General features: G+C 73.3%; 18 protein-coding genes. 7 read left to right on the top strand and 11 right to left on the bottom strand.

What is annotated here, in order from left to right; all coding sequences use genetic code 11:
• Positions 1-20 precede the first annotated feature (20 nt).
• Both AB0M97_RS03925 and AB0M97_RS03920 read left to right on the top strand, forming a co-directional pair.
• Positions 21-683, top strand: coding sequence for an HD domain-containing protein (locus tag AB0M97_RS03925; RefSeq protein WP_365959118.1), 663 nt, complete (start codon positions 21-23; stop codon positions 681-683).
• Between the two features lie 130 nt (positions 684-813).
• Positions 814-1,863, top strand: coding sequence for an aminotransferase class V-fold PLP-dependent enzyme (locus AB0M97_RS03920; RefSeq protein WP_365959117.1), 1,050 nt, complete (start codon positions 814-816; stop codon positions 1,861-1,863).
• A gap of 76 nt (positions 1,864-1,939) precedes the next feature.
• Here the strand turns inward: AB0M97_RS03920 and thpD are convergent, their stop codons facing one another.
• The 5 genes from thpD to AB0M97_RS03895 all read right to left on the bottom strand — a co-directional run bounded on the left by thpD (position 1,940) and on the right by AB0M97_RS03895 (position 6,574).
• On the bottom strand, positions 1,940-2,833 hold the full coding sequence (gene thpD, locus AB0M97_RS03915) for an ectoine hydroxylase (protein ID WP_365959354.1): 894 nt from the start codon (positions 2,831-2,833) through the stop codon (positions 1,940-1,942).
• Between the two features lie 3 nt (positions 2,834-2,836).
• On the bottom strand, positions 2,837-3,235 hold the full coding sequence (locus AB0M97_RS03910) for an ectoine synthase (RefSeq protein WP_365959116.1): 399 nt from the start codon (positions 3,233-3,235) through the stop codon (positions 2,837-2,839).
• Positions 3,236-3,304: 69 nt separating this feature from the next.
• Positions 3,305-4,576, bottom strand: a complete 1,272-nt coding sequence (gene ectB, locus AB0M97_RS03905; protein ID WP_365959115.1) for a diaminobutyrate--2-oxoglutarate transaminase — start codon at positions 4,574-4,576, stop codon at positions 3,305-3,307.
• A 36-nt stretch (positions 4,577-4,612) separates the two neighbouring features.
• Positions 4,613-5,164, bottom strand: a complete 552-nt coding sequence (gene ectA, locus AB0M97_RS03900; protein WP_365959114.1) for a diaminobutyrate acetyltransferase — start codon at positions 5,162-5,164, stop codon at positions 4,613-4,615.
• Between the two features lie 339 nt (positions 5,165-5,503).
• Positions 5,504-6,574: an aminotransferase class V-fold PLP-dependent enzyme gene (locus AB0M97_RS03895; protein ID WP_365959353.1), complete on the bottom strand. Its 1,071-nt coding sequence runs from the start codon at positions 6,572-6,574 to the stop codon at positions 5,504-5,506.
• Positions 6,575-6,803: 229 nt separating this feature from the next.
• Between AB0M97_RS03895 and AB0M97_RS03890 the strand changes: the two genes are divergently transcribed.
• The 5 genes from AB0M97_RS03890 to AB0M97_RS03870 all read left to right on the top strand — a co-directional run bounded on the left by AB0M97_RS03890 (position 6,804) and on the right by AB0M97_RS03870 (position 11,575).
• Positions 6,804-7,655, top strand: coding sequence for a transporter substrate-binding domain-containing protein (locus AB0M97_RS03890; RefSeq protein ID WP_365959113.1), 852 nt, complete (start codon positions 6,804-6,806; stop codon positions 7,653-7,655).
• Positions 7,652-8,497 carry an amino acid ABC transporter permease gene (locus AB0M97_RS03885; protein ID WP_365959112.1) on the top strand — a complete coding sequence of 282 codons (846 nt, stop codon included), beginning with the start codon at positions 7,652-7,654 and terminating at the stop codon, positions 8,495-8,497. Before AB0M97_RS03890 ends, AB0M97_RS03885 begins: the two co-directional genes overlap by 4 nt.
• Positions 8,494-9,303 (top strand): amino acid ABC transporter ATP-binding protein, encoded by an 810-nt coding sequence (locus AB0M97_RS03880; RefSeq protein ID WP_365959111.1) that lies wholly within the window; start codon positions 8,494-8,496, stop codon positions 9,301-9,303. The genes AB0M97_RS03885 and AB0M97_RS03880 overlap by 4 nt, the downstream gene beginning before the upstream one ends.
• Before the next feature lie 21 nt (positions 9,304-9,324).
• A complete protein-coding gene (locus tag AB0M97_RS03875) occupies positions 9,325-10,416 on the top strand; it encodes an amidohydrolase family protein (RefSeq protein WP_365959110.1) in 1,092 nt (363 codons plus the stop codon).
• 283 nt (positions 10,417-10,699) lie between these two features.
• Positions 10,700-11,575, top strand: a complete 876-nt coding sequence (locus AB0M97_RS03870) for an SCO1860 family LAETG-anchored protein (RefSeq protein WP_365959109.1) — start codon at positions 10,700-10,702, stop codon at positions 11,573-11,575.
• A 42-nt stretch (positions 11,576-11,617) separates the two neighbouring features.
• Here AB0M97_RS03870 and cobC read toward each other — a convergent pair whose 3' ends face one another.
• The 6 genes from cobC to cobM are packed head-to-tail and all read right to left on the bottom strand — an operon-like array spanning position 11,618 to position 17,932.
• A complete protein-coding gene (gene cobC, locus AB0M97_RS03865) occupies positions 11,618-12,694 on the bottom strand; it encodes an Rv2231c family pyridoxal phosphate-dependent protein CobC (protein ID WP_365959108.1) in 1,077 nt (358 codons plus the stop codon).
• A complete protein-coding gene (locus tag AB0M97_RS03860) occupies positions 12,684-13,598 on the bottom strand; it encodes a sirohydrochlorin chelatase (RefSeq protein WP_365959107.1) in 915 nt (304 codons plus the stop codon). Before AB0M97_RS03860 ends, cobC begins: the two co-directional genes overlap by 11 nt.
• A complete protein-coding gene (locus tag AB0M97_RS03855; RefSeq protein ID WP_365959106.1) occupies positions 13,595-14,179 on the bottom strand; it encodes a precorrin-8X methylmutase in 585 nt (194 codons plus the stop codon). The genes AB0M97_RS03860 and AB0M97_RS03855 overlap by 4 nt, the downstream gene beginning before the upstream one ends.
• Positions 14,176-15,879, bottom strand: a complete 1,704-nt coding sequence (gene cobJ, locus AB0M97_RS03850; RefSeq protein ID WP_365959105.1) for a precorrin-3B C(17)-methyltransferase — start codon at positions 15,877-15,879, stop codon at positions 14,176-14,178. The genes AB0M97_RS03855 and cobJ overlap by 4 nt, the downstream gene beginning before the upstream one ends.
• Positions 15,876-17,117 carry a precorrin-6y C5,15-methyltransferase (decarboxylating) subunit CbiE gene (cbiE, locus tag AB0M97_RS03845; RefSeq protein ID WP_365959104.1) on the bottom strand — a complete coding sequence of 414 codons (1,242 nt, stop codon included), beginning with the start codon at positions 17,115-17,117 and terminating at the stop codon, positions 15,876-15,878. The genes cobJ and cbiE overlap by 4 nt, the downstream gene beginning before the upstream one ends.
• A complete protein-coding gene (cobM, locus tag AB0M97_RS03840) occupies positions 17,114-17,932 on the bottom strand; it encodes a precorrin-4 C(11)-methyltransferase (RefSeq protein WP_365959103.1) in 819 nt (272 codons plus the stop codon). Before cobM ends, cbiE begins: the two co-directional genes overlap by 4 nt.
• Between the last annotated feature and the right edge of the window lie 38 nt (positions 17,933-17,970).

The raw sequence follows: 17,970 nt of genomic DNA, 5'->3' as shown, positions 1-17,970 counted from the left end.
CCGCCACCCCTGGAGGAGCAGTGGACACCGTTCACCCCGATTCCGGCGCCCGGAACGAGTTGCTCGACGTCACGGGCATCTCACCCGACCTGCCGTCACGACTGGTACGCCAACTGGAGTTCATCGCCGAGATCGACCGCCTGAAAACCGTCCTGCGGCTGAGCCCCCTCCTCGCCGCCGACCGCCGGGAGAACGACGCCGAGCACTCCTGGCACCTGGCGATGATGGTCCTCGTGCTCGCGGAGTACGCCGCCGAACCGATCGACATCGAGCGCACGCTGAAGCTCGTCCTGGTCCACGACCTCGTGGAGATCTACGCCGGGGACACCTGCCTCTTCGACGACGCGGCCAAGGCCGACCAGCACGAACGCGAGGCCGCCGCGGCGAGCAAGCTGTTCGCCCTGCTGCCGGCCGACCAGAACGCGCACTTCCTCGCCCTGTGGGAGGAGTTCGAGGCCCGGACGACCGCCGAGGCCAGGTTCGCCAAGGCCATGGACCGGCTCCAGCCGCTGCTGCTGAACGCCGGCAACGCGGGCGGCACGTGGCGGACCCCCGGGGTGACCGAGGAGCGGGTGAGGCAGCGCACGTCCGTCATCGCCGACGGCTCGCCCCGCCTGTGGGACCTCACGCAGAAGCTGTTCGCCCTCGGAGTGCGCGAGGGCTGGCTGAGGAACAGCCCCTGACGGCGACCCCACGCGGCTCCCCGGTCGCCCGCGCGGGCGCGGGGCCGGACGCCGTCCATAAGCGCTGCTTTGCGCAGCCGCCAGGAAATACGCGATGGACGGGGCAACGGCCCGGCGTCACAGTGGTGGCATGGAGACCTTCGAGAGCCTGGTCCGTACCGAGTTCGCGCCGAAGAACACCTATCTGAACAGCGCCAGCACGGGGCTGCTGCCCGCCCGCACCGTGGCCGCCCTGCACACGGCCGTGGAGGCGGCGGCGGCCGGGCAGCCGACCGACATGTTCGCCGACGTCGAAGCGGCCCGCGCCTGCTTCGCCCGGCTGACCGGCGTGCCCGCGGACCGCGTCGCGGCCGGTGCCTCCGTCGCCGTCTACACCGGACTGATCGCCGCGTCCCTGCCCGCGGGCGCCGAAGTCCTCACCGCCGAGGGCGACTTCAGCTCCCTGGTGAACCCCTTCCACCTGCGCGGCGACCTCAAGGTGCGCGCCGTGCCGCTGGAGCGGGTCGCCGGGTCGGTGCGGCAGGGCACCGCCCTGGTCGCCGTCAGCGCCGCCCAGTCCGCGGACGGCCGGGTCGCCGACCTGCCCGCGATCCGCGCGGCGGCCCGCGAGCACGGGGCGCGCACCCTCGTGGACGCCTCGCAGGCCGCCGGCTGGCTGGACCTCGACGCGGACGCCTACGACTACACCGTCGCCGTCGCCTTCAAGTGGCTGCTGTGCCCGCGGGGCGTCACCTTCCTCGTCGCGCCGCAGGACCCCGGCACGCTGCGCGCCCTGTTCGCCGGATGGGTGGCCGGGGAGCGCCCCTGGGACTCCTGCTACGGCCCGATCGAGGAACTCGCCCACTCCGCACGGCGGTTCGACGAGAGCCCGGCCCTGTTCTCCTACGCCGGTGCCCGCCGCTCCCTGGAGCTCGTCGAAGAACTCGGCGTGGCCGCGATCCGCGCCCACGACCTCGCGCTCGCCGACCGCTTCCGCGCCGGCCTCGGGCGGCTGGGCCACGAGCCGGTGCCCGCGCCCGGCTCGCCCATCGTCTCCGTGCCCGGACTCGGCCACCGCCAGGAGGAACTGAGCCGCGCCGGCGTCGAGGTCTCCGACCGCGCGGGCAACCTGCGTGCCGCGTTCCACCTGTACAACACCCCGGCCGACGTGGACCGCCTGCTGGACGTGCTGTCGGGCTGAACGCACGGCTCCAAGGGCACGGGCGGGCCGCGCCACCCGAGGTGACGCGGCCCGCCCGTGCCTGCCCGTGTGCCGGTTACCGCACCGGCGTGAAGTCCCGGGCCCCGATGAACTCGGGACGCCGTACCGGTGCCGCGAACGGCTCGACGGCCGTGTTCTCGACGCTGTTGAAGACGATGAACACGTTGCTGCGCGGGAACGGCGTGATGTTGTCACCGGAGCCGTGCATGCAGTTGCAGTCGAACCAGGTCGCCGACCCGGCCCTGCCGGTGAACAGCTTGATGCCGTACTCCGACGCCATCTTGGTGAGCGCCTCGTCGGACGGCGTGCCCGCGTCCTGCATCTGCAGCGACTTCTTGTAGTTGTCCTTCGGCGTGGCCCCCGCGCACCCGAGGAACGTCTTGTGCGACCCCGGCATGATCATGAGCCCGCCGTTGGTGTCGTAGTTCTCGGTCAGCGCGATCGAGACGGACACCGTGCGCATCCGGGGCAGGCCGTCCTCGGCGTGCCACGTCTCGAAGTCCGAGTGCCAGTAGAAGCCGCTGGCGCCGAAGCCGGGCTTGACGTTGATCCGCGACTGGTGGACGTACACGTCCGAGCCGAGGATCTGCCGTGCCCGTCCGACGACCCGCTCGTCGCGGACCAGCCGCGCGAACACCTCGCTGATCCGGTGCACCTCGAAGACGGACCGGATCTCCTTCGACTTCGGCTCGACGATCGAGCGTTCGTCGGCACGGATCTCCGGGTCGTTGACGAGCCGGTCCAGCTCCTGCCGGTAGACGGCGACCTCGTCGTCCGTGATGAGCCGGTCGACGGCGAGGAAGCCGTCGCGCTCGTAGCACTGGAGGTCGGCGGCCGAGATCGGCCCCGGCGCGTCGGGCGCGCCCCAGACCACCGGGTCCTGGCGAGGGACGGCCACCTCGGTGGTGCCTCGGCTGGGATAGAGATCGGTGACGGTCGTGGTCACGATGGATCACACCTCCTCGGTGAGCAGCGGGTACACCCCGTTCTCGTCGTGGTCCTCACGGCCGGTCACGGGCGGGTTGAACACGCAGATGCAGCGGAAGTCCTCTTTCACCTTCAGCGTGTGCCGCTCGTGCCCGTCCAGCAGGTACATGGTTCCGGGCGTGATCGTGTGGGTCTGCCCGGTCTCGTGGTCGGTCAGCTCGGCCTCGCCCTCGACGCAGACCACGGCCTCGATGTGGTTGGCGTACCACATCGACGTCTCCGTACCGGCGTACAGGACCGTCTCGTGCAGGGAGAAGCCCACTTTCTCCCTGGCGAGGACGATGCGCTTGCTCTCCCACGTGCCGGACGCTGACTTCACGTGCCGGTCGGTGCCTTCCAGGTCCTTGAAAGAGCGGACAATCACGGTGTTGCGATGCCTCCTAGATGGGTGTTTCCGGTGCGCACGGTGCGTCCGGCCGGCCCGCGCCCGCGCTCAGGCGGTCTCGCGCACGGCACGGGCGAGGGTCTTGAGGCCCTCGTCCAGCTCGTCCGGGCTGACGGTGAGGGCGGGGAGCAGCTTGACGACCTCGCTCTCCGGCCCGGACGTCTCGACGAGGAGCCCGAGTTCGAAGGCGCGGCGCGCGATGCGCCCGGCGCGGGTCTTGTCGTGGAACTCCATGCCCCACACCAGGCCGCGGCCCCGGTACTCCTTCACGTCGGCGAGGTTCTCCTCGGTGATGGCGATCAGGTGCTGCTCGACCTGCTCGCCGCGGGTGCGGGTCTGCTTCTCCATCGCCGACCCGTCGGCCCAGTACGCCTCCAGCGCGGCGGTCGCCGTGACGAAGGCGGGGTTGTTGCCGCGGAAGGTGCCGTTGTGCTCGCCCGGCTCCCAGATGTCCAGCTCGGGCTTGAACAGGCACAGCGACATCGGCAGGCCGTAGCCGCTGATCGACTTGGAGACGGTGACGATGTCGGGCGTGATGCCGGCCTCCTCGAAGGAGAAGAAGGCGCCGGTGCGGCCGCAGCCCATCTGGATGTCGTCCACGATGAGCAGCATGTCCTGGCGCTCGCACAGGTCGGCCAGGGCGCGCAGCCACTCGGCGCGGGCCACGTTGATGCCGCCCTCGCCCTGCACGGTCTCGACGATCACGGCGGCCGGCTTGTTGAGGCCGGACCCCTGGTCCTCCAGCAGGCGCTCGAACCACAGGAAGTCCGGGACCTGGCCGTCGAAGTAGTTGTCGAACGGCATCGGCGTGCCGTGCACCAGCGGGACGCCCGCGCCGGCCCGCTTGAAGGCGTTGCCGGTCACCGCGAGCGAGCCCAGCGACATGCCGTGGAAGGCGTTGGTGAACGACACGATCGCCTCGCGGCCCTTCACCTTCCGGGCCAGCTTCAGCGCGGACTCCACGGCGTTGGTGCCCGTCGGGCCCGGGAACATGACCTTGTACGGCAGGTCGCGCGGCCGGAGCACCAGGTTCTGGAAGGTCTCCAGGAAACGGCGCTTGGCCGTGGTCGACATGTCGAGCCCGTGCGTGACGCCGTCGCGCTCCAGGTAGTCGATCAGGGCGCGTTTGAGCACGGGGTTGTTGTGGCCGTAGTTGAGCGAGCCGGCGCCCGCGAAGAAGTCCAGGTACTCGTGGCCGTCCTCGTCGTACATGCGGCTGCCGAGCGCGCGGTCGAAGACGGTGGGCCAGCCGCGGCAGTAGCTGCGCACCTCGGACTCGAGGGTCTCGAAGACACTGAGGTCGGGCTGGGTGATGGTCACGACGAATCGCTCCTCGATGCGTGAAGGCGTGGGGGGTCAGGCGGAGTGGACCGCGGGGAGCGGACCGATGCGGTAGAGGACTTCGGGGTCGTGCGGGCCGTCGGGGAAGTGGTCCGCCCCGAAGAGCACCTCGCGCTCGACGCGCGCGCCGTGCCGTGCGGCGAACGACTCGAAGAGGCGCTCGGACGCGGTGTTGCCCGGGGTGATCGTGGTCTCGACGCGGGTCAGCCCCTGCTCGGCGGCGACGCGCCGGGTCAGCGCGTCGAGCAGCCGGGCGGCCAGCCCGCGCCCGCGGTGGGCGGAGTCGACGGCCACCTGCCACACGAGCAGCGTCCGCGGACTGTCCGGCCGCAGGTATCCGGTCACGAACCCGACGGGCCGTCCGTCGGCCGCCCGCGCCACCACCGAGGTCCCGGCGAAGTCACGGCACCACAGCAGGTAGCTGTAGGAGGAGTTCAGGTCGAGCTTCCCGGAGTCCTTGGCGATACGCCAGAGCTCCGCACCGTCCGCAACCACCGGGCGGTCGATTCGCAGCCCGTCCGGGATTTCCGGGCGAGAAGTGTGCAGGTCTGCTTGTGCGGCAGTCATGTAAATGGAATTTACCCAGCGAAATTGCGAATTGCATCGCCGGACGGGGTTACATATGCGCGCGACATGTGTTATCACGCGGGCGCGTACGGACGGGCGAGGGCCCGCCGAAAACCCGCTGTTTGTCCGGAAAATACTGGGCAAAACGACGGCGATGTGGAACGTGTCACAACGATGTAAGCAGCACGTTAGCTGCCCGGATTACGTCGATTCGCGTTCTCGAAATCTTCGTGTTTAGGGTCGGCGAAAGCGGGCAGAAGAATACGGGAAGCTGTTCTCCGGAGAATTCAAGAAATGCGCTTGGAGTATCCAGATAAATCGATGGAATTCAGGTGCCGGTCACTGCCAGGCGGCCTCCGCGGCACGCCGGGCGGCGTCCGGGTCGACGGCCAGGCCCTGCTCGGCGAGCGCCACGCCCAGGGCGGCGAGGCTGCCCTGCACCGCCCCGCGCCGAGCCTCGGGACCGTAGTGGTTGACCCGGATCATCTCCTTGGCCAGCGCGCCCCCGCCCGCCGCCAGCGGCAGCATCGGGTCGGACTCCAGCGCCCGCGCCACCAGCTCGGCGGCCACCACGCCCGACGGCGCCCGCAGCGTCGTCGCCACCGGCGCCGCGTCCCGCGCGTCGTGCACGTACGGCTCCAGGCCGCCGCCCAGCGCGAGCGCGCCCGCGCGGGTCGCCGCCGCGGCCGACCGGTGCCGGGCCATCACCGTCTCCGGGCCCGCCTCCTCGATGCGCTCCACGCACGCCTCCAGCGCCAGCATCTCCAGCTGCGCCGGGGCGTGCGGCAGCGCCTTGCGGCCGGCGTCGATCCAGCGCTCCTTCCAGTCGAGCAGCGACAGGTAGGAGCGGCGCGGAGCCCGCGGGTTCGCCGCCATCCGCGCCCAGGCCCGCTCGCTCACCGACACCGCCGACACCCCGGCCGGGCCGCCCATCGCCTTCTGCGCGCCGATCACGCACAGGTCCACGCCCCAGGCGTCCGGCAGCACCGGCTCCGCAGCGACCGAGGCGACGGCGTCCAGGTAGAACAGCGCCCCGTGCTCCCGCACCACCTCGCCGATCTCCGCGACCGGGTTGGTGTTGCCGGTCGCGGCCTCGGCGTGCACCAGGGACACGAAGTCGATCTCCGGGTGCTCGGCGAAGGCCTCCCGGACCTGCTCGGCCGTGACCGCCGTGTGGAACGGCACGGACAGGTCGATCACACTCGCGCCGCAGTCCCGCAGCCAGTCCCCGAACGTCCGGCCGTACGGACCGGTGATCACGTTCAGCGCGGTCGTGCCCGGCCCCGCCGTGCCCCGGATCGCGCCCTCCAGCGGCAGCAGCGCCTCGCCCTGCATGATCACGACGTCCTGGCGGGTGTCCAGCAGCCGGGCCACGCGGTCCTCGACGGAGGCGAACTGCGCGGCGCTCATCGGGGTCAGATCGAGGAAGGGGTGGGTCGTCACGGCGCTGCTCTCTTCGCTCACGGAGACGGGCTCATCGGTCACGGAGTGGACACCGACGAGCGTAACCGGCCCCTCTCCGCCCCGCCGCGACCGTCGGCTTCTTAGGCCGGACCACCCGTACGCCATCGTTTTGATTTGAGGAGCCCCAAGGTCTCCTTATCATCGGAACCCACCGTTCCCGCACAGGAGGACCCCAGTGAAGACGCTCCACGGGCGCCGGACGCGCATCCTGGCCGCCACCACCGCGACGGCCGGGCTGCTGCTCGTGGCGGCGTGCACCTCCACCGACGACGGCGGCAGCGGCTCCACGACCGCCGCGGGCGGTGTCGACCTCGTCAAGGCGGGCCGGCTCACCACCTGCACCCACCTGCCCTACCCGCCCTTCCAGTCGGAGATCGACGGCAAGGTGCAGGGCTTCGACGTCGCCCTGATCGACCTCGTCGCCGAGGACCTGGGCGTCGAGCAGGACATCGTGGACACGCCGTTCGAGAACTTCAAGACCGGCGCGTTCCTCAACTCCGGACAGTGCGACCTGGCCGCCGCCGGCATGACCATCACCGAGGAGCGCAAGAAGAACGTCGACTTCTCCGACCCGTACTTCAACGCCACCCAGGCCGTCCTGGTCGGCAAGAACAGCGGCGTCGCCTCGCTCGCCGACGTGAAGGCCAAGAAGATCAAGCTGGGCGCCCAGGCGCAGACCACGGGCGAGGACTACGCCAAGAAGCAGGGCTTCGACCCGGTCTCCTTCGAGTCCTCCGACGCCGTCCTCAACGGCCTGCGCACCGGCCAGGTCAAGGCCGTCGTCATCGACTACCCGGTCGTCCAGGGCTGGCTGAAGGACAAGGCCAACGCCGGCGCCTTCGAGGTCGCCGACAACATCGACACCGGCGAGCAGTACGGCTTCACGGTGAAGAAGGGCAACACCAAGCTGCGGGAGGCCATCAACAAAGCCCTCGCGGACGCCAGGGCGGACGGCACGTACAAGAAGCTGTACGAGAAGTGGATCGGCCCGTACGACGAGTCCGCCGCGTCGCCCGCCGCCTCATGACCGAGGCGGACACCGCACTCCGGCCGGAGAAGTCCCCGAAGAAGAAGGGCCTGACCCGGCGGCAGAGGCGCAGCCTGTCGCGCGGCGTGCAGTACGCCGTCTTCGTCGCGGCCGTGACCGCCTTCGCGGTCGCGGCCGACTGGGCACGGCTGAAGAACCAGTTCGCCCAGTCGGCCATCGCGCGGGAGATGTTCCCGGACGTCATCACGCTGGCGCTGAAGAACACCGTGCTCTACACCGTGAGCGGCTTCGCCGTCGGACTGGTGCTCGGCATGGTCGTCGCCCTGATGCGGCTGTCGTCCGTGGGCCCCTACCGCTGGCTCGCCGGCATCTACATCGAGATCTTCCGCGGCCTGCCCGCCCTGCTGATCTTCATCTTCATCGGCGTGGCCGTGCCGCTCGCCTTCCCCGGCACGGAGATCGTCGGCGGCACCTACGGCAAGGTCGCCCTCGCGCTCGGCCTGGTGGCCGCCGCGTACATGGCGGAGACCATCCGCGCGGGCATCCAGGCCGTACCCAAGGGGCAGATGGAGGCGGCCCGTTCGCTCGGGTTCTCACCGGCCCGCGCGATGGTCTCGATCATCGTCCCACAGGCGTTCCGGATCATCCTCCCGCCGCTCACCAACGAGTTCGTCGTCCTCTTCAAGGACTCCTCGCTGGTGCTGTTCCTCGGCGTCACCCTGGCCGAGCGCGAACTGTCCAAGTTCGGCCGCGACCTGGCCAGCACCACCGCCAACTCCACGCCGATCCTGGTCGCCGGCCTGTGCTACCTGCTGGTCACCGTCCCGCTCGGCTTCGTCGTACGCCGCATGGAGGCGAAGGCCCAGGAGGCCGTGAAATGAGCGACAACACCCCTGCGGGGCGCCCCGAGATCCGGGTACGCGACCTGCACAAGTCCTTCGGCGGCAACCACGTCCTGCGCGGCATCGACCTGGACATCGGCCAGGGCGAGGTCGTCTGCGTCATCGGCCCGTCCGGCTCCGGCAAGTCCACGCTGCTGCGGTGCGTGAACCTCCTGGAGGAGCCCACCCAGGGGCAGGTCCACGTCGGCGGCACCGAACTGACCGACCCCGACGTCGACATCGACGCCGTGCGCCGCCGCATCGGCATGGTCTTCCAGCAGTTCAACCTCTTCCCGCACCTCACCGTCACCGAGAACCTCACCCTGCCGCAGCGCCGGGTGCTGCGCCGGGACAAGGCGCGGGCCGCGCAGGTGGCCGCCGAGAACCTGCGGCGCGTCGGCCTCGCCGAGAAGGCCGACGCGTACCCGGCGTCGCTGTCCGGCGGCCAGCAGCAGCGCGTCGCCATCGCCCGCGCGCTCGCCATGGACCCCGAGGTGATGCTGTTCGACGAGCCGACCTCGGCGCTCGACCCCGAGCTGGTCGGCGACGTCCTCGCCGTGATGCGCATGCTCGCCGACGAGGGCATGACGATGATGGTCGTCACCCACGAGATGACCTTCGCCCGCGAGGTCGCCGACCGGGTCGTCTTCATGGACGGCGGCGTCGTCGTGGAGGACGGCACCCCGGAACGCGTCATCGGCTCCCCGCGCCACGAACGCACCCGCCACTTCCTCGCCCGCCTCCTCGACCCGGCGATGGCCGAGGTGGAGGAGGGGACACCGGACCAGGTGGGCAGGACTTCGTAGCGCCTCATTAGGGTGCCGGGTATGAGCGATCGCGCGGTGCTGCACGTCAGGGGACGGGTGCTCGTCGGACCGGAGGACGTCCGGGACGAGCTGTGGGTGATCGACGGGCGGATCTCCTACGACCGTCCCGCCGGGGCCCGGGACGTCACGACCGTCGAGGGCTGGGCGCTGCCCGGCCTGGTCGACGCCCACTGCCACGTCGGCCTCGACCGGCACGGGGCCGTCCCCGAGGAGGTCGCCGAGCAGCAGGCCCTCACCGACCGGGACGCGGGCACGCTGCTGATCCGCGACGCCGGTTCACCGGCCGACACCCGCTGGATCGACGACCGCGAGGACCTGCCGAAGATCGTCCGGGCCGGCCGGCACATCGCCCGCACCCGCCGCTACATCCGCAACTACGCCTGGGAGATCGAGCCCGAGGACCTCGTCGCGTACGTCGCCCAGGAGGCCCGGCGCGGCGACGGCTGGGTCAAACTGGTCGGCGACTGGATCGACCGCGACCTCGGCGACCTGTCCGCCTGCTGGCCGCGCGGCGCCGTCGAGGCGGCCATCGCCGAGGCGCACCGGCTGGGCGCCCGCGTCACCGCGCACTGCTTCGCCGAGGACTCCCTGCGGGACCTCGTGGAGGCCGGCATCGACTGCGTCGAGCACGCCACGGGCCTCACCGACGACCTCGTCCCGCTGTTCGCCGAGCGGGGCGTCGCCATCGTGCCGACCCTCGTGAACATCGCGACCTTCCCGAAGCTCGCCGACGGCGGCGAGGCCAAGTTCCCGCGCTGGTCGGCCCACATGCGCCGGCTCCACGAACGCCGCTACGACACCGTGCGCTCCGCCTACGACGCCGGCATCCCCGTCTTCGTCGGCACCGACGCCGGCGGCTCCCTGCCGCACGGGCTGGCCGCGGCCGAGGTGGCCGAGCTGGTCACCGCCGGCATCCCGCCCGTCGACGCCCTCGCCGCGGGCACCTGGGCCGCCCGCGCCTGGCTCGGCCGGCCGGGCCTGGACGAGGGCGCGGCGGCCGACCTGGTCGTCTACGAGGCCGACCCGCGGGCGGACGTACGGGTGCTGGCGGCGCCGCGCCGGGTGGTGCTGAACGGGCGGGTCGTCGGGTAGCGGACCCGGGGGTGGCGGGCCGGGACCGATCGATGTGCCGGGTTGACGTTCCGTCGCCGCCTCCGGGACGCCCGTGCTCGCCGCGCGCTCCTCCTGCGCCCTCCGCGCGCTCACCCGTGCGGAGGGGGCCAGAGGGGCCCAGGGGAACGTCCGTGCCGGAAGAATCGAAAAGGTGCGCGGAAACCCCCGATGGAGTGAAGTCACCCTGCATCGCTGACCGTTCACTCTCCGTGCGTAATTCTTACCGGGTCCCGAGCACGACTCACCTGGGGGTCCCACCACCGTGAACGGCAACACGTTCCGCATGCCCGCACGCCGTCTCGCCACCGTCGCGACGGCCACGGCCCTGGCCGCCGGTCCCGCGGCCCTGGCCGGCGCCGGCTCCGCCCACGCGACCGGTGACCACGGCCGCGCGAGCGCCGTCGTCCTGCGCGCCGCGCTCGACGTGTCCCTGCTCAACAAGACCGTGAACGTCCCGCTCGCGGTCTCCCTCAACGAGGTGCGGGCGCCGCACAGCGCCGAGAAGACCGCCCTCACGGCCACCCTCGACGGCGTCGACGGCGGGCAGCCCTTCACCGTGCTGCGCGCCGACGTGGCCCGCGCGACGGCGACGGCCACCGCGGGCAGGGCGGAGGGCGCCACCGAACTCGCCCGTGCCAGGCTGCACGTGCCGGGCCTGCCGCTGCTGTCCCTCATCGAGGTCGAGCAGGTCACCGCGAAGGCGACCTGCGTGACCGGCCGGACACCGGTCGCCTCCTCCAACGTGCTGGGCACGGTCACCGTGCTCGGCAAGCGCGTGACCCTCTCCGGCGGCGGCACGACCGATGTGAGCGTGCCCGGCGTCGGCGAGGTGCGGCTCGGCCTGTCCGAGCGCGAGACCACCTCCCGCACGGCCGCGGCCACCGCCCTCCGGCTCACGGTCTCCGTCAACCCGCTGAAGCTGAACGTCGCCGAGGTCCAGGGCACGGTGACCCTCGCCGAAGCCACCTGCGAGTCCGCCGAGGCACCCGCCGTGAAGCCGCAGGGCGCCCCGGCCGGGGACACCGGCCTCGCCGAGACGGGCGGCGACTCCCGGACGCCGTACATCGCGGGCGGCGCGGTCGCGCTGCTGGCGGCGGGCGGGGGAGCGGTGGCGATGGCCCGCCGGCAGAGGAGCTAGGCCCGGAGGGCTGACGGCGCAGCGGCCGGTCGTCAGCCCTTCTCAGCCCTTCGCCCTCGCCGTCGCCCGCTCCAGGGCCCGCAGGAAGGCGTCCGTCGTGGTCCTGTCCCGGACCGCGAGGCGCAGCCACTCCTCGCCCAGGCCGGGGAAGGTGTCCCCGCGCCGCACCGCGAAGCCGAGGCCGCGCAGGTGATGGCGGACGGCGGCGGCGCGGGGCAGGCGCACGAGGACGAAAGGGCCCTCGGCGGGCGTCACGGCCCGGACCCCGTCCGGGGCGAACCGCGCGAGGCCCGCCAGGAGATGGTCCCGGTCGGCGGCGACGCGGTGCGCCGCGTGCGCCGCCTCGGCCAGGGCGCGGGGACTCACGCACGCCTCGGCCGCCGCGAGCGCCGGGGTGGACACCGGCCACAGCGGCTGGGCCCGCTCCAGCTCCGCGATCGTCCCGGGTGCGGCCAGGACGTAACCGATGCGCAGCCCCGCCAGGCCCCACGTCTTGGTGAGGCTGCGCAGCACGACCAGTCCCGGCACGTCGGTGCGCCCCGCCAGCGCCTCCCGCTCGCCCGGCACCGCGTCCATGAACGCCTCGTCGACCACGAGCGTGCGCCCGGGCCGGGCGAGCCCGGCGATGCCGTCGGCCGGGTGCAGCACCGACGTCGGGTTCGTCGGGTTGCCGATCACCACCAGGTCGGCGTCCCCGGGCACGGCCGCCGGGTCCAGCCGGAAGCCGTCCGAGGCCCGCAGCAGCACCCGGCCCACGGAGTGCCCGGCGTTCCGCAGCGCCGCCTCCGGCTCCGTGAACTGCGGGTGCACCACGACCGGCCGGCGCGCCTTCAGGGCGCGGGCCAGCAGCACGAACGCCTCGGCGGCACCCGCCGTCAGCAGCACCCGCTCCGGTGGCAGCCCGTGCCGCCCCGCCACCGCCGCCCGCGCCGCCCGGCCGTCCGGATACGCCGCGAGCCTGCCCAGTGAGCCCGCGACGGTCTCCCGCAGCCAGTCCGGCGGGGTGTGCGCGCGGACGTTCACGGCGAGGTCCACCAGCTCGGCGCCGTCGTCGCGCACCTCGGCGTCCCCGTGGTGCCGCAGGTCGTGCCCGCCCGCTGCGGACGCCTCAGTGGGCATGGGAGTGCGTGTGCCCGCCGTGGTGGTGGTGCCCGTCGTCGTCCGGGTGGAAGTGCGGCTGCTGCGGCATGCCCACCTTGTCCTCGAAGCCCGGCAGCGCGATGCGGTACACGCACGAGTCGCAGTTCATCCGCAGATCGCCCTCGACGGCCTCCGCGTACCGCTCCATCACCAGGTCCAGCAGCTCCGGCTCCGGGCCGATGACGTCCGCCGACCGCACGTCGACACCGGGGTGCGCGTCCGCCCAGCCCTCCGTCTGCTGCCGCACCCGGTCCGGCAGGATCCCGGTGAACAGGAAGTACGGCAGCACGACGATCCGCCGCGCCCCGAGCCGCACGCACCGGTCGAGGCCGCTCGGCACGTCCGGCGCCGCCAGCGACACGAACGCCGTCTCCACGCCCGCGTAACCGCGCCCCTCCCACAGCAGCCGGGCCGCCTTGTGCACCTCGGCGTTGGCGTCGGGGTCGGTCGAGCCGCGCCCCACCAGCAGCACCGTCACGTCGGACCGGTCCTGCGGCGTGCGGCCCGTGCCGCCCAGCGCCTCGTCCAGGCGCCGCTCCAGCACGCTCAGCAGCGCCGGATGCGGGCCCAGCGGACGGCCGTACGTGTAGGAGATGCCGGGGTGGCGCTCCTTCTCGCGGGCCAGCGCCGCCGGGATGTCGCCCTTGGCGTGGCCGGCGGACACCAGCATCAGCGGCACGGCCGCGAACCGGCGCACCCCGCCCTCCACGAGCGCGGTCACCGCCTCGCCCAGCGGCGGCGGGGACAGCTCGATGAAGCCGCCCGCGACGGGCAGTCGGGGGTTGCGGCGGCCCAGCTCCCGGACGAAGTCGCGGAACGCCTCGGCTCCGGCCTCGTCCCGGGTGCCGTGGCCGGCGATGAGCAGGGCGGGCGGGGTGGTCACGGTTTCTCCTCGGTGGTGGGGTGGTACAGCAGGGCGTTGAGCGCGGCGGCGGCGACCGCCGAGCCGCCCTTCTCGGACACGTTGCTCACGGCGGGCAGCCCGCTCTCGCGCAACGCGGCCTTGGACTCGGCCGCCCCGACGAAACCGACGGGCAGACCGATGACGAGCGCCGGGGAGGCGTCCAGGGTCAGCAGCTCCTCCAGGGCGGTCGGCGCACAGCCGATCACCCACAGCGCGCCCGGCCCGACCTGCTCGTACGCCAGACGCATCGCCTGCGCCGAACGCGTCAGGCCCCCGGTGGCCACGGCGTCCCCCAGACGGCAGACCGTGTCGCGGCGCGTGATGCCCGCCGCGACCATCTCCACGTCCACGACGACCGGCGCCCCGGCGTGCAGCGCGGCGTGCGCCGTCACCAGATCGCCCTCGTCCATGACGAGTTCACCGGCGTAGCCGAGGTCGGCGGAGGAGTGGACGACGCGTTCCACGACCGCCCGGGTCAGCGGCGGGAAGTGCGAGGTGTCCAGGCGGGCGCGCAGCCGCCGGAAGGACTCCTGCTCGATGGGGTGGACCACACGGTTCACCGGGTCTCCTCCTCGGGGTCCTGCTGCCAGCGGTAGCCGCGCGGCGTCACCATGCGGCCCGCGATCTCACGCGTCGCCGTGTTGCCGACGGTGACGACGGTCATCATGTCGACCGTCGCCGGGTCCAGCGCGGCCAGGGTCGTCAGCCGGCTGGACTCGTCCGGCCGTGACGCGTTGCGGACGACACCGACCGGCGTGCCGGGCTCCCGGTGCTCCGCGAGGATGCCGAGCGCCTTCGGCAGCTGCCAGTGGCGGCCCCGGCTGCGCGGGTTGTAGAACGTCACGACGAGATCCGCCTCGGCCGCCGCCCGCACCCGCCGCTCGATGACCTCCCACGGCGTGTGCAGGTCCGACAGGCTGATCGACACGTGGTCGTGGCCGAGCGGCGCGCCGAGGATCGCCCCGGCCGCGAGCGCCGCCGTCACACCGGGCACGCCGATCACGTCGATGTCGTCGGACGCCTCGGCGAGCGCGGGGGAGGCCATCGCGTAGACGCCCGCGTCGCCGCTGCCGATGAGCGCGACGGCCTGCCCGCGCCGGGCCTCCTCGACCGCGGTGCGGGCCCGCTCCTCCTCGGCGCCCAGCCCCGACTCCAGGACGCGGGTGCCGGGCCGCAGCAGGTCGCGGATCTGGTCGACGTACTGGTCGAGCCCGACGAGCACGGCCGCCCGGCGCAGCTCCGCCCTGGCGCGCGGGGTGAGCAGGTCGCGGGCGCCGGGTCCGAGCCCGACGACCGCGAGCCGGCCGCGCCCCGGCCGCCGTACGACGGCACAGGTCGCCATCGCGGGCCGCCCGTCGGCGCGCGCGGACTTCCGCTTGGGGACGAGCAGTTCACCGCCGCGCGCGAGGGCGGCGGCCTCGGCGACGGAGGGCGTGCCGACGGCGGCGAGCGGCGCGTCGGAGGGATTGGGCACGGCCACCCCGGCCAGCTCCTCGGCGGAGTACGTCACGAGGGGCACGCCGAGCCGCTCGGCGGCCGACACGATGCCGGGCTCCCCGGCCTTGGCGTCCACGGTGGCCAGCTCGGCCACACTGCGCACCGAGAGTCCGGCGTCCCGCAGCGCCGCCTCGACCAGCCCCAGCACCTCGTCCACGGGGGCACCGCTGGAGGCGCCCACACCGACGACGAGGGAGGGCGGCCGGAGCACGACCTCGCGCTCGCCCGCCGCCACCTGTCGGTCCGTCAGGCGGATGGTGTACGGGCCGTCCGCGGCCACGGGCAGCGCGGGCAGCGGCCAGGGGACCTCGGCGCGCAGCGCGACCGCCTCCCCGTCCAGCAGCGCCCGGGAGACCCCCGCGACGTCCCCCTCGGCCGGCAGCCCGAGCGTGTCGAGGCCGGGCACCCCCACGGCGTCCGTCGCCGTCGTCACCACCGGCTCGGCGCCGAGCACCTCACCCACCTCGTGAGCGAGTGCGTTGGCGCCGCCCCCGTGCCCGCCGACCAGCGACACGGCGTACCGCCCGCTCTCGTCCACGCACACCACGCCCGGGTCGGCCTCCTTGCCGGACAGCAGCGGCGCGATCAGCCGCACCACCGCGCCGGTCGCCAGGAAGCACACGAGCTGCTCGCACTCCGCGAACGCGGCCCGTACGGAGTCCCCGGCGGGCCCGTCGTACACGCGCGTGCGGTCCGGCCAGGCCGCGGCCAGCCGGTCGCGCGCCGCCGCCCCCGCCGCGGTGGCGGAAATGAGGCCGATCACTGAGCAACTCCTTCGGTACGCGCCCGGGGCCTGTCGCCCCACAGCAGGAAAACGGGATTGGTGGCCGCCAGCCGGGTCACGTCCCCCGGCAGCGGCGCGAGCCGCGACGACTGCAGCAGCACCCCGTCGCAGTCGAGCCCGGCCCGGGTCAGCGCGTCCCGCACGGCCGGCACCCGGTCCAGCGCGGCCAGCGCCACGACGACCGTCCGCCGGGCGCGCCGCGCGCAGGCCGTGACGATCCCGGGCAGCTCGCGGCCACCGCCGCCGACGAACACGGCGTCGGGGTCGGCGAGGTCGGACAGCACCGTGGGCGCCGCCCCGTGCACCACGCGCACGTCGACACCGTGCGTGGCGGCGTTGGCGCGGACGCGTTCCACGCCGTCCGCGGTCTGCTCGACGGCGGTGACGGCCGCGCCGAGCCGGGCGCACTCGACGGCGACGGAACCCGAGCCCGCGCCGATGTCCCACACGAGGTCGCCGAGGCGCGGCCCCAGCCGGGCCAGGGCCAGCGCCCGCACCTCGAACTTGGTGATCATCGAGTCGCGGTGCGCGAACGCGGCCTCCTCCAGCGCCCATCCCGCGGGCGGCGCCGGGGGTCCGGCGACGGTACGGACCCCGCCCAGCGCCCGCGCCTCGTCCAGGCACAGCACCACGCTGACGTCCGCGCCCCAGTCCCGGGCGGCGGCCTCCGCGGGCGTGACCCGCTCGACGCGCTCGTCCGCCGAGCCCAGCGCCGACGCGACCACCAGGACCCGCCCGCAGAAGGCGAGTTCGGCGCCCAGCTCGGCGGGGCCCGCCCCGGGGCCGGTCAGCACGGCGACCTTGGGCCGCGCCCGGCACACGTTCACCGCGGTGCGCAGGTCCCGCCCGTGCGCACTCACGACCACGGCGTCGTCCCACGGCAGCCCCAGCCGCGCGAACGCGGCGGCCACGGACGACACCCCGGGCCGTACGTCCAGCCGGTCCGGGCCGAAGCGTTCGGCCAGCGCCCGCACGATCCCGAAGAAGCCGGGGTCCCCGGAGGCGAGCACGACCACCCGCCCGTCCACCCCGCCCTTGTCCAGGTGCCGGGCCACGGCGTCCAGCGCGGGGGCCAGCGGCCCGAGGACGACCCGCTCCGCCGTGTCCGGCAGCCGCGCGGCGTCCAGGTGCCGGCGCCCGCCGACGACGAGACCGGCCCCGGCGAGCACGTCCCCGGGAAGCGGCGCCCCCGTGCCCGTACCGGCGACTGTGATCACGTGCTCGCACCCCGCGTGCGCAGGGCCTTGCGGGCCTCCGGGTCCGCCTTGCGGTAGCCGTGGAAGTGACCGGGGTGGTACAGGTGCGAGCGGGTGCCGTGCGCGTCGAGGGCCGGGCCGACCAGGAACAGCGTGTGCTTCCAGAGCTTGTGCTCCTTGACCGTCTCCTCCAGCGTGGCGATCGTGCACTTCACGATCAGCTCCTCCGGCCAGGTCGCCTGGTACGCGACGACGACCGGCGTGTCCGTCGGGTAGCCGCCCTCCAGCAGCTCCCGCACCAGCTGGCCGCTGCGGGCCGCCGACAGGAACACCGCCATGGTCGTGCCGTGCCGGGCGAACTCCCGGACCTCCTCACCGGGCGGCATCGGCGTCTTGCCGCCGCCGAGCCGGGTCAGCACGACCGACTGCGCGACCTCCGGGATGGTCAGCTCCCGCTGCGCGAGCGCGGCCACGGCGGAGAAGGACGACACGCCGGGCACGATCTCGGTCTCGATGCCGATCTCGGCACACCGGTCCACCTGCTCCTGCGTACCGCCCCACAGCGCCGGGTCACCGGAGTGGATACGGGCCACGCGCAGGCCCTCCTCGGACGCGCGCCGGTACACGGCCACGACGTCCTCCAGGGACATCGCCGCCGAGTCGAGGATCTCGGCGTCCACGCGCGCGTGCGTGAGGACCTCCTCCTGGACGAGGCTGGCGGCCCAGATCACGACGTCCGCCTCGGCGATGGCACGCGCCGCGCGAAACGTCAGCAGATCGGCGGCACCGGGGCCGGCACCGACGAAGGTCACCTTGCCGGCGGGGGCATCGGCCATGGGAAGGGGTCCTCTCCTACGGGATGTGCGGGTTCTAC

This window comes from Streptomyces sp. NPDC051207, from assembly GCF_040682395.1.
Classification (GTDB): Bacteria; Actinomycetota; Actinomycetes; order Streptomycetales; family Streptomycetaceae; genus Streptomyces.
The sequence above is the reverse complement of the archived record's forward strand: the minus strand, read 5'-3'. Positions and strand labels throughout refer to the sequence as shown.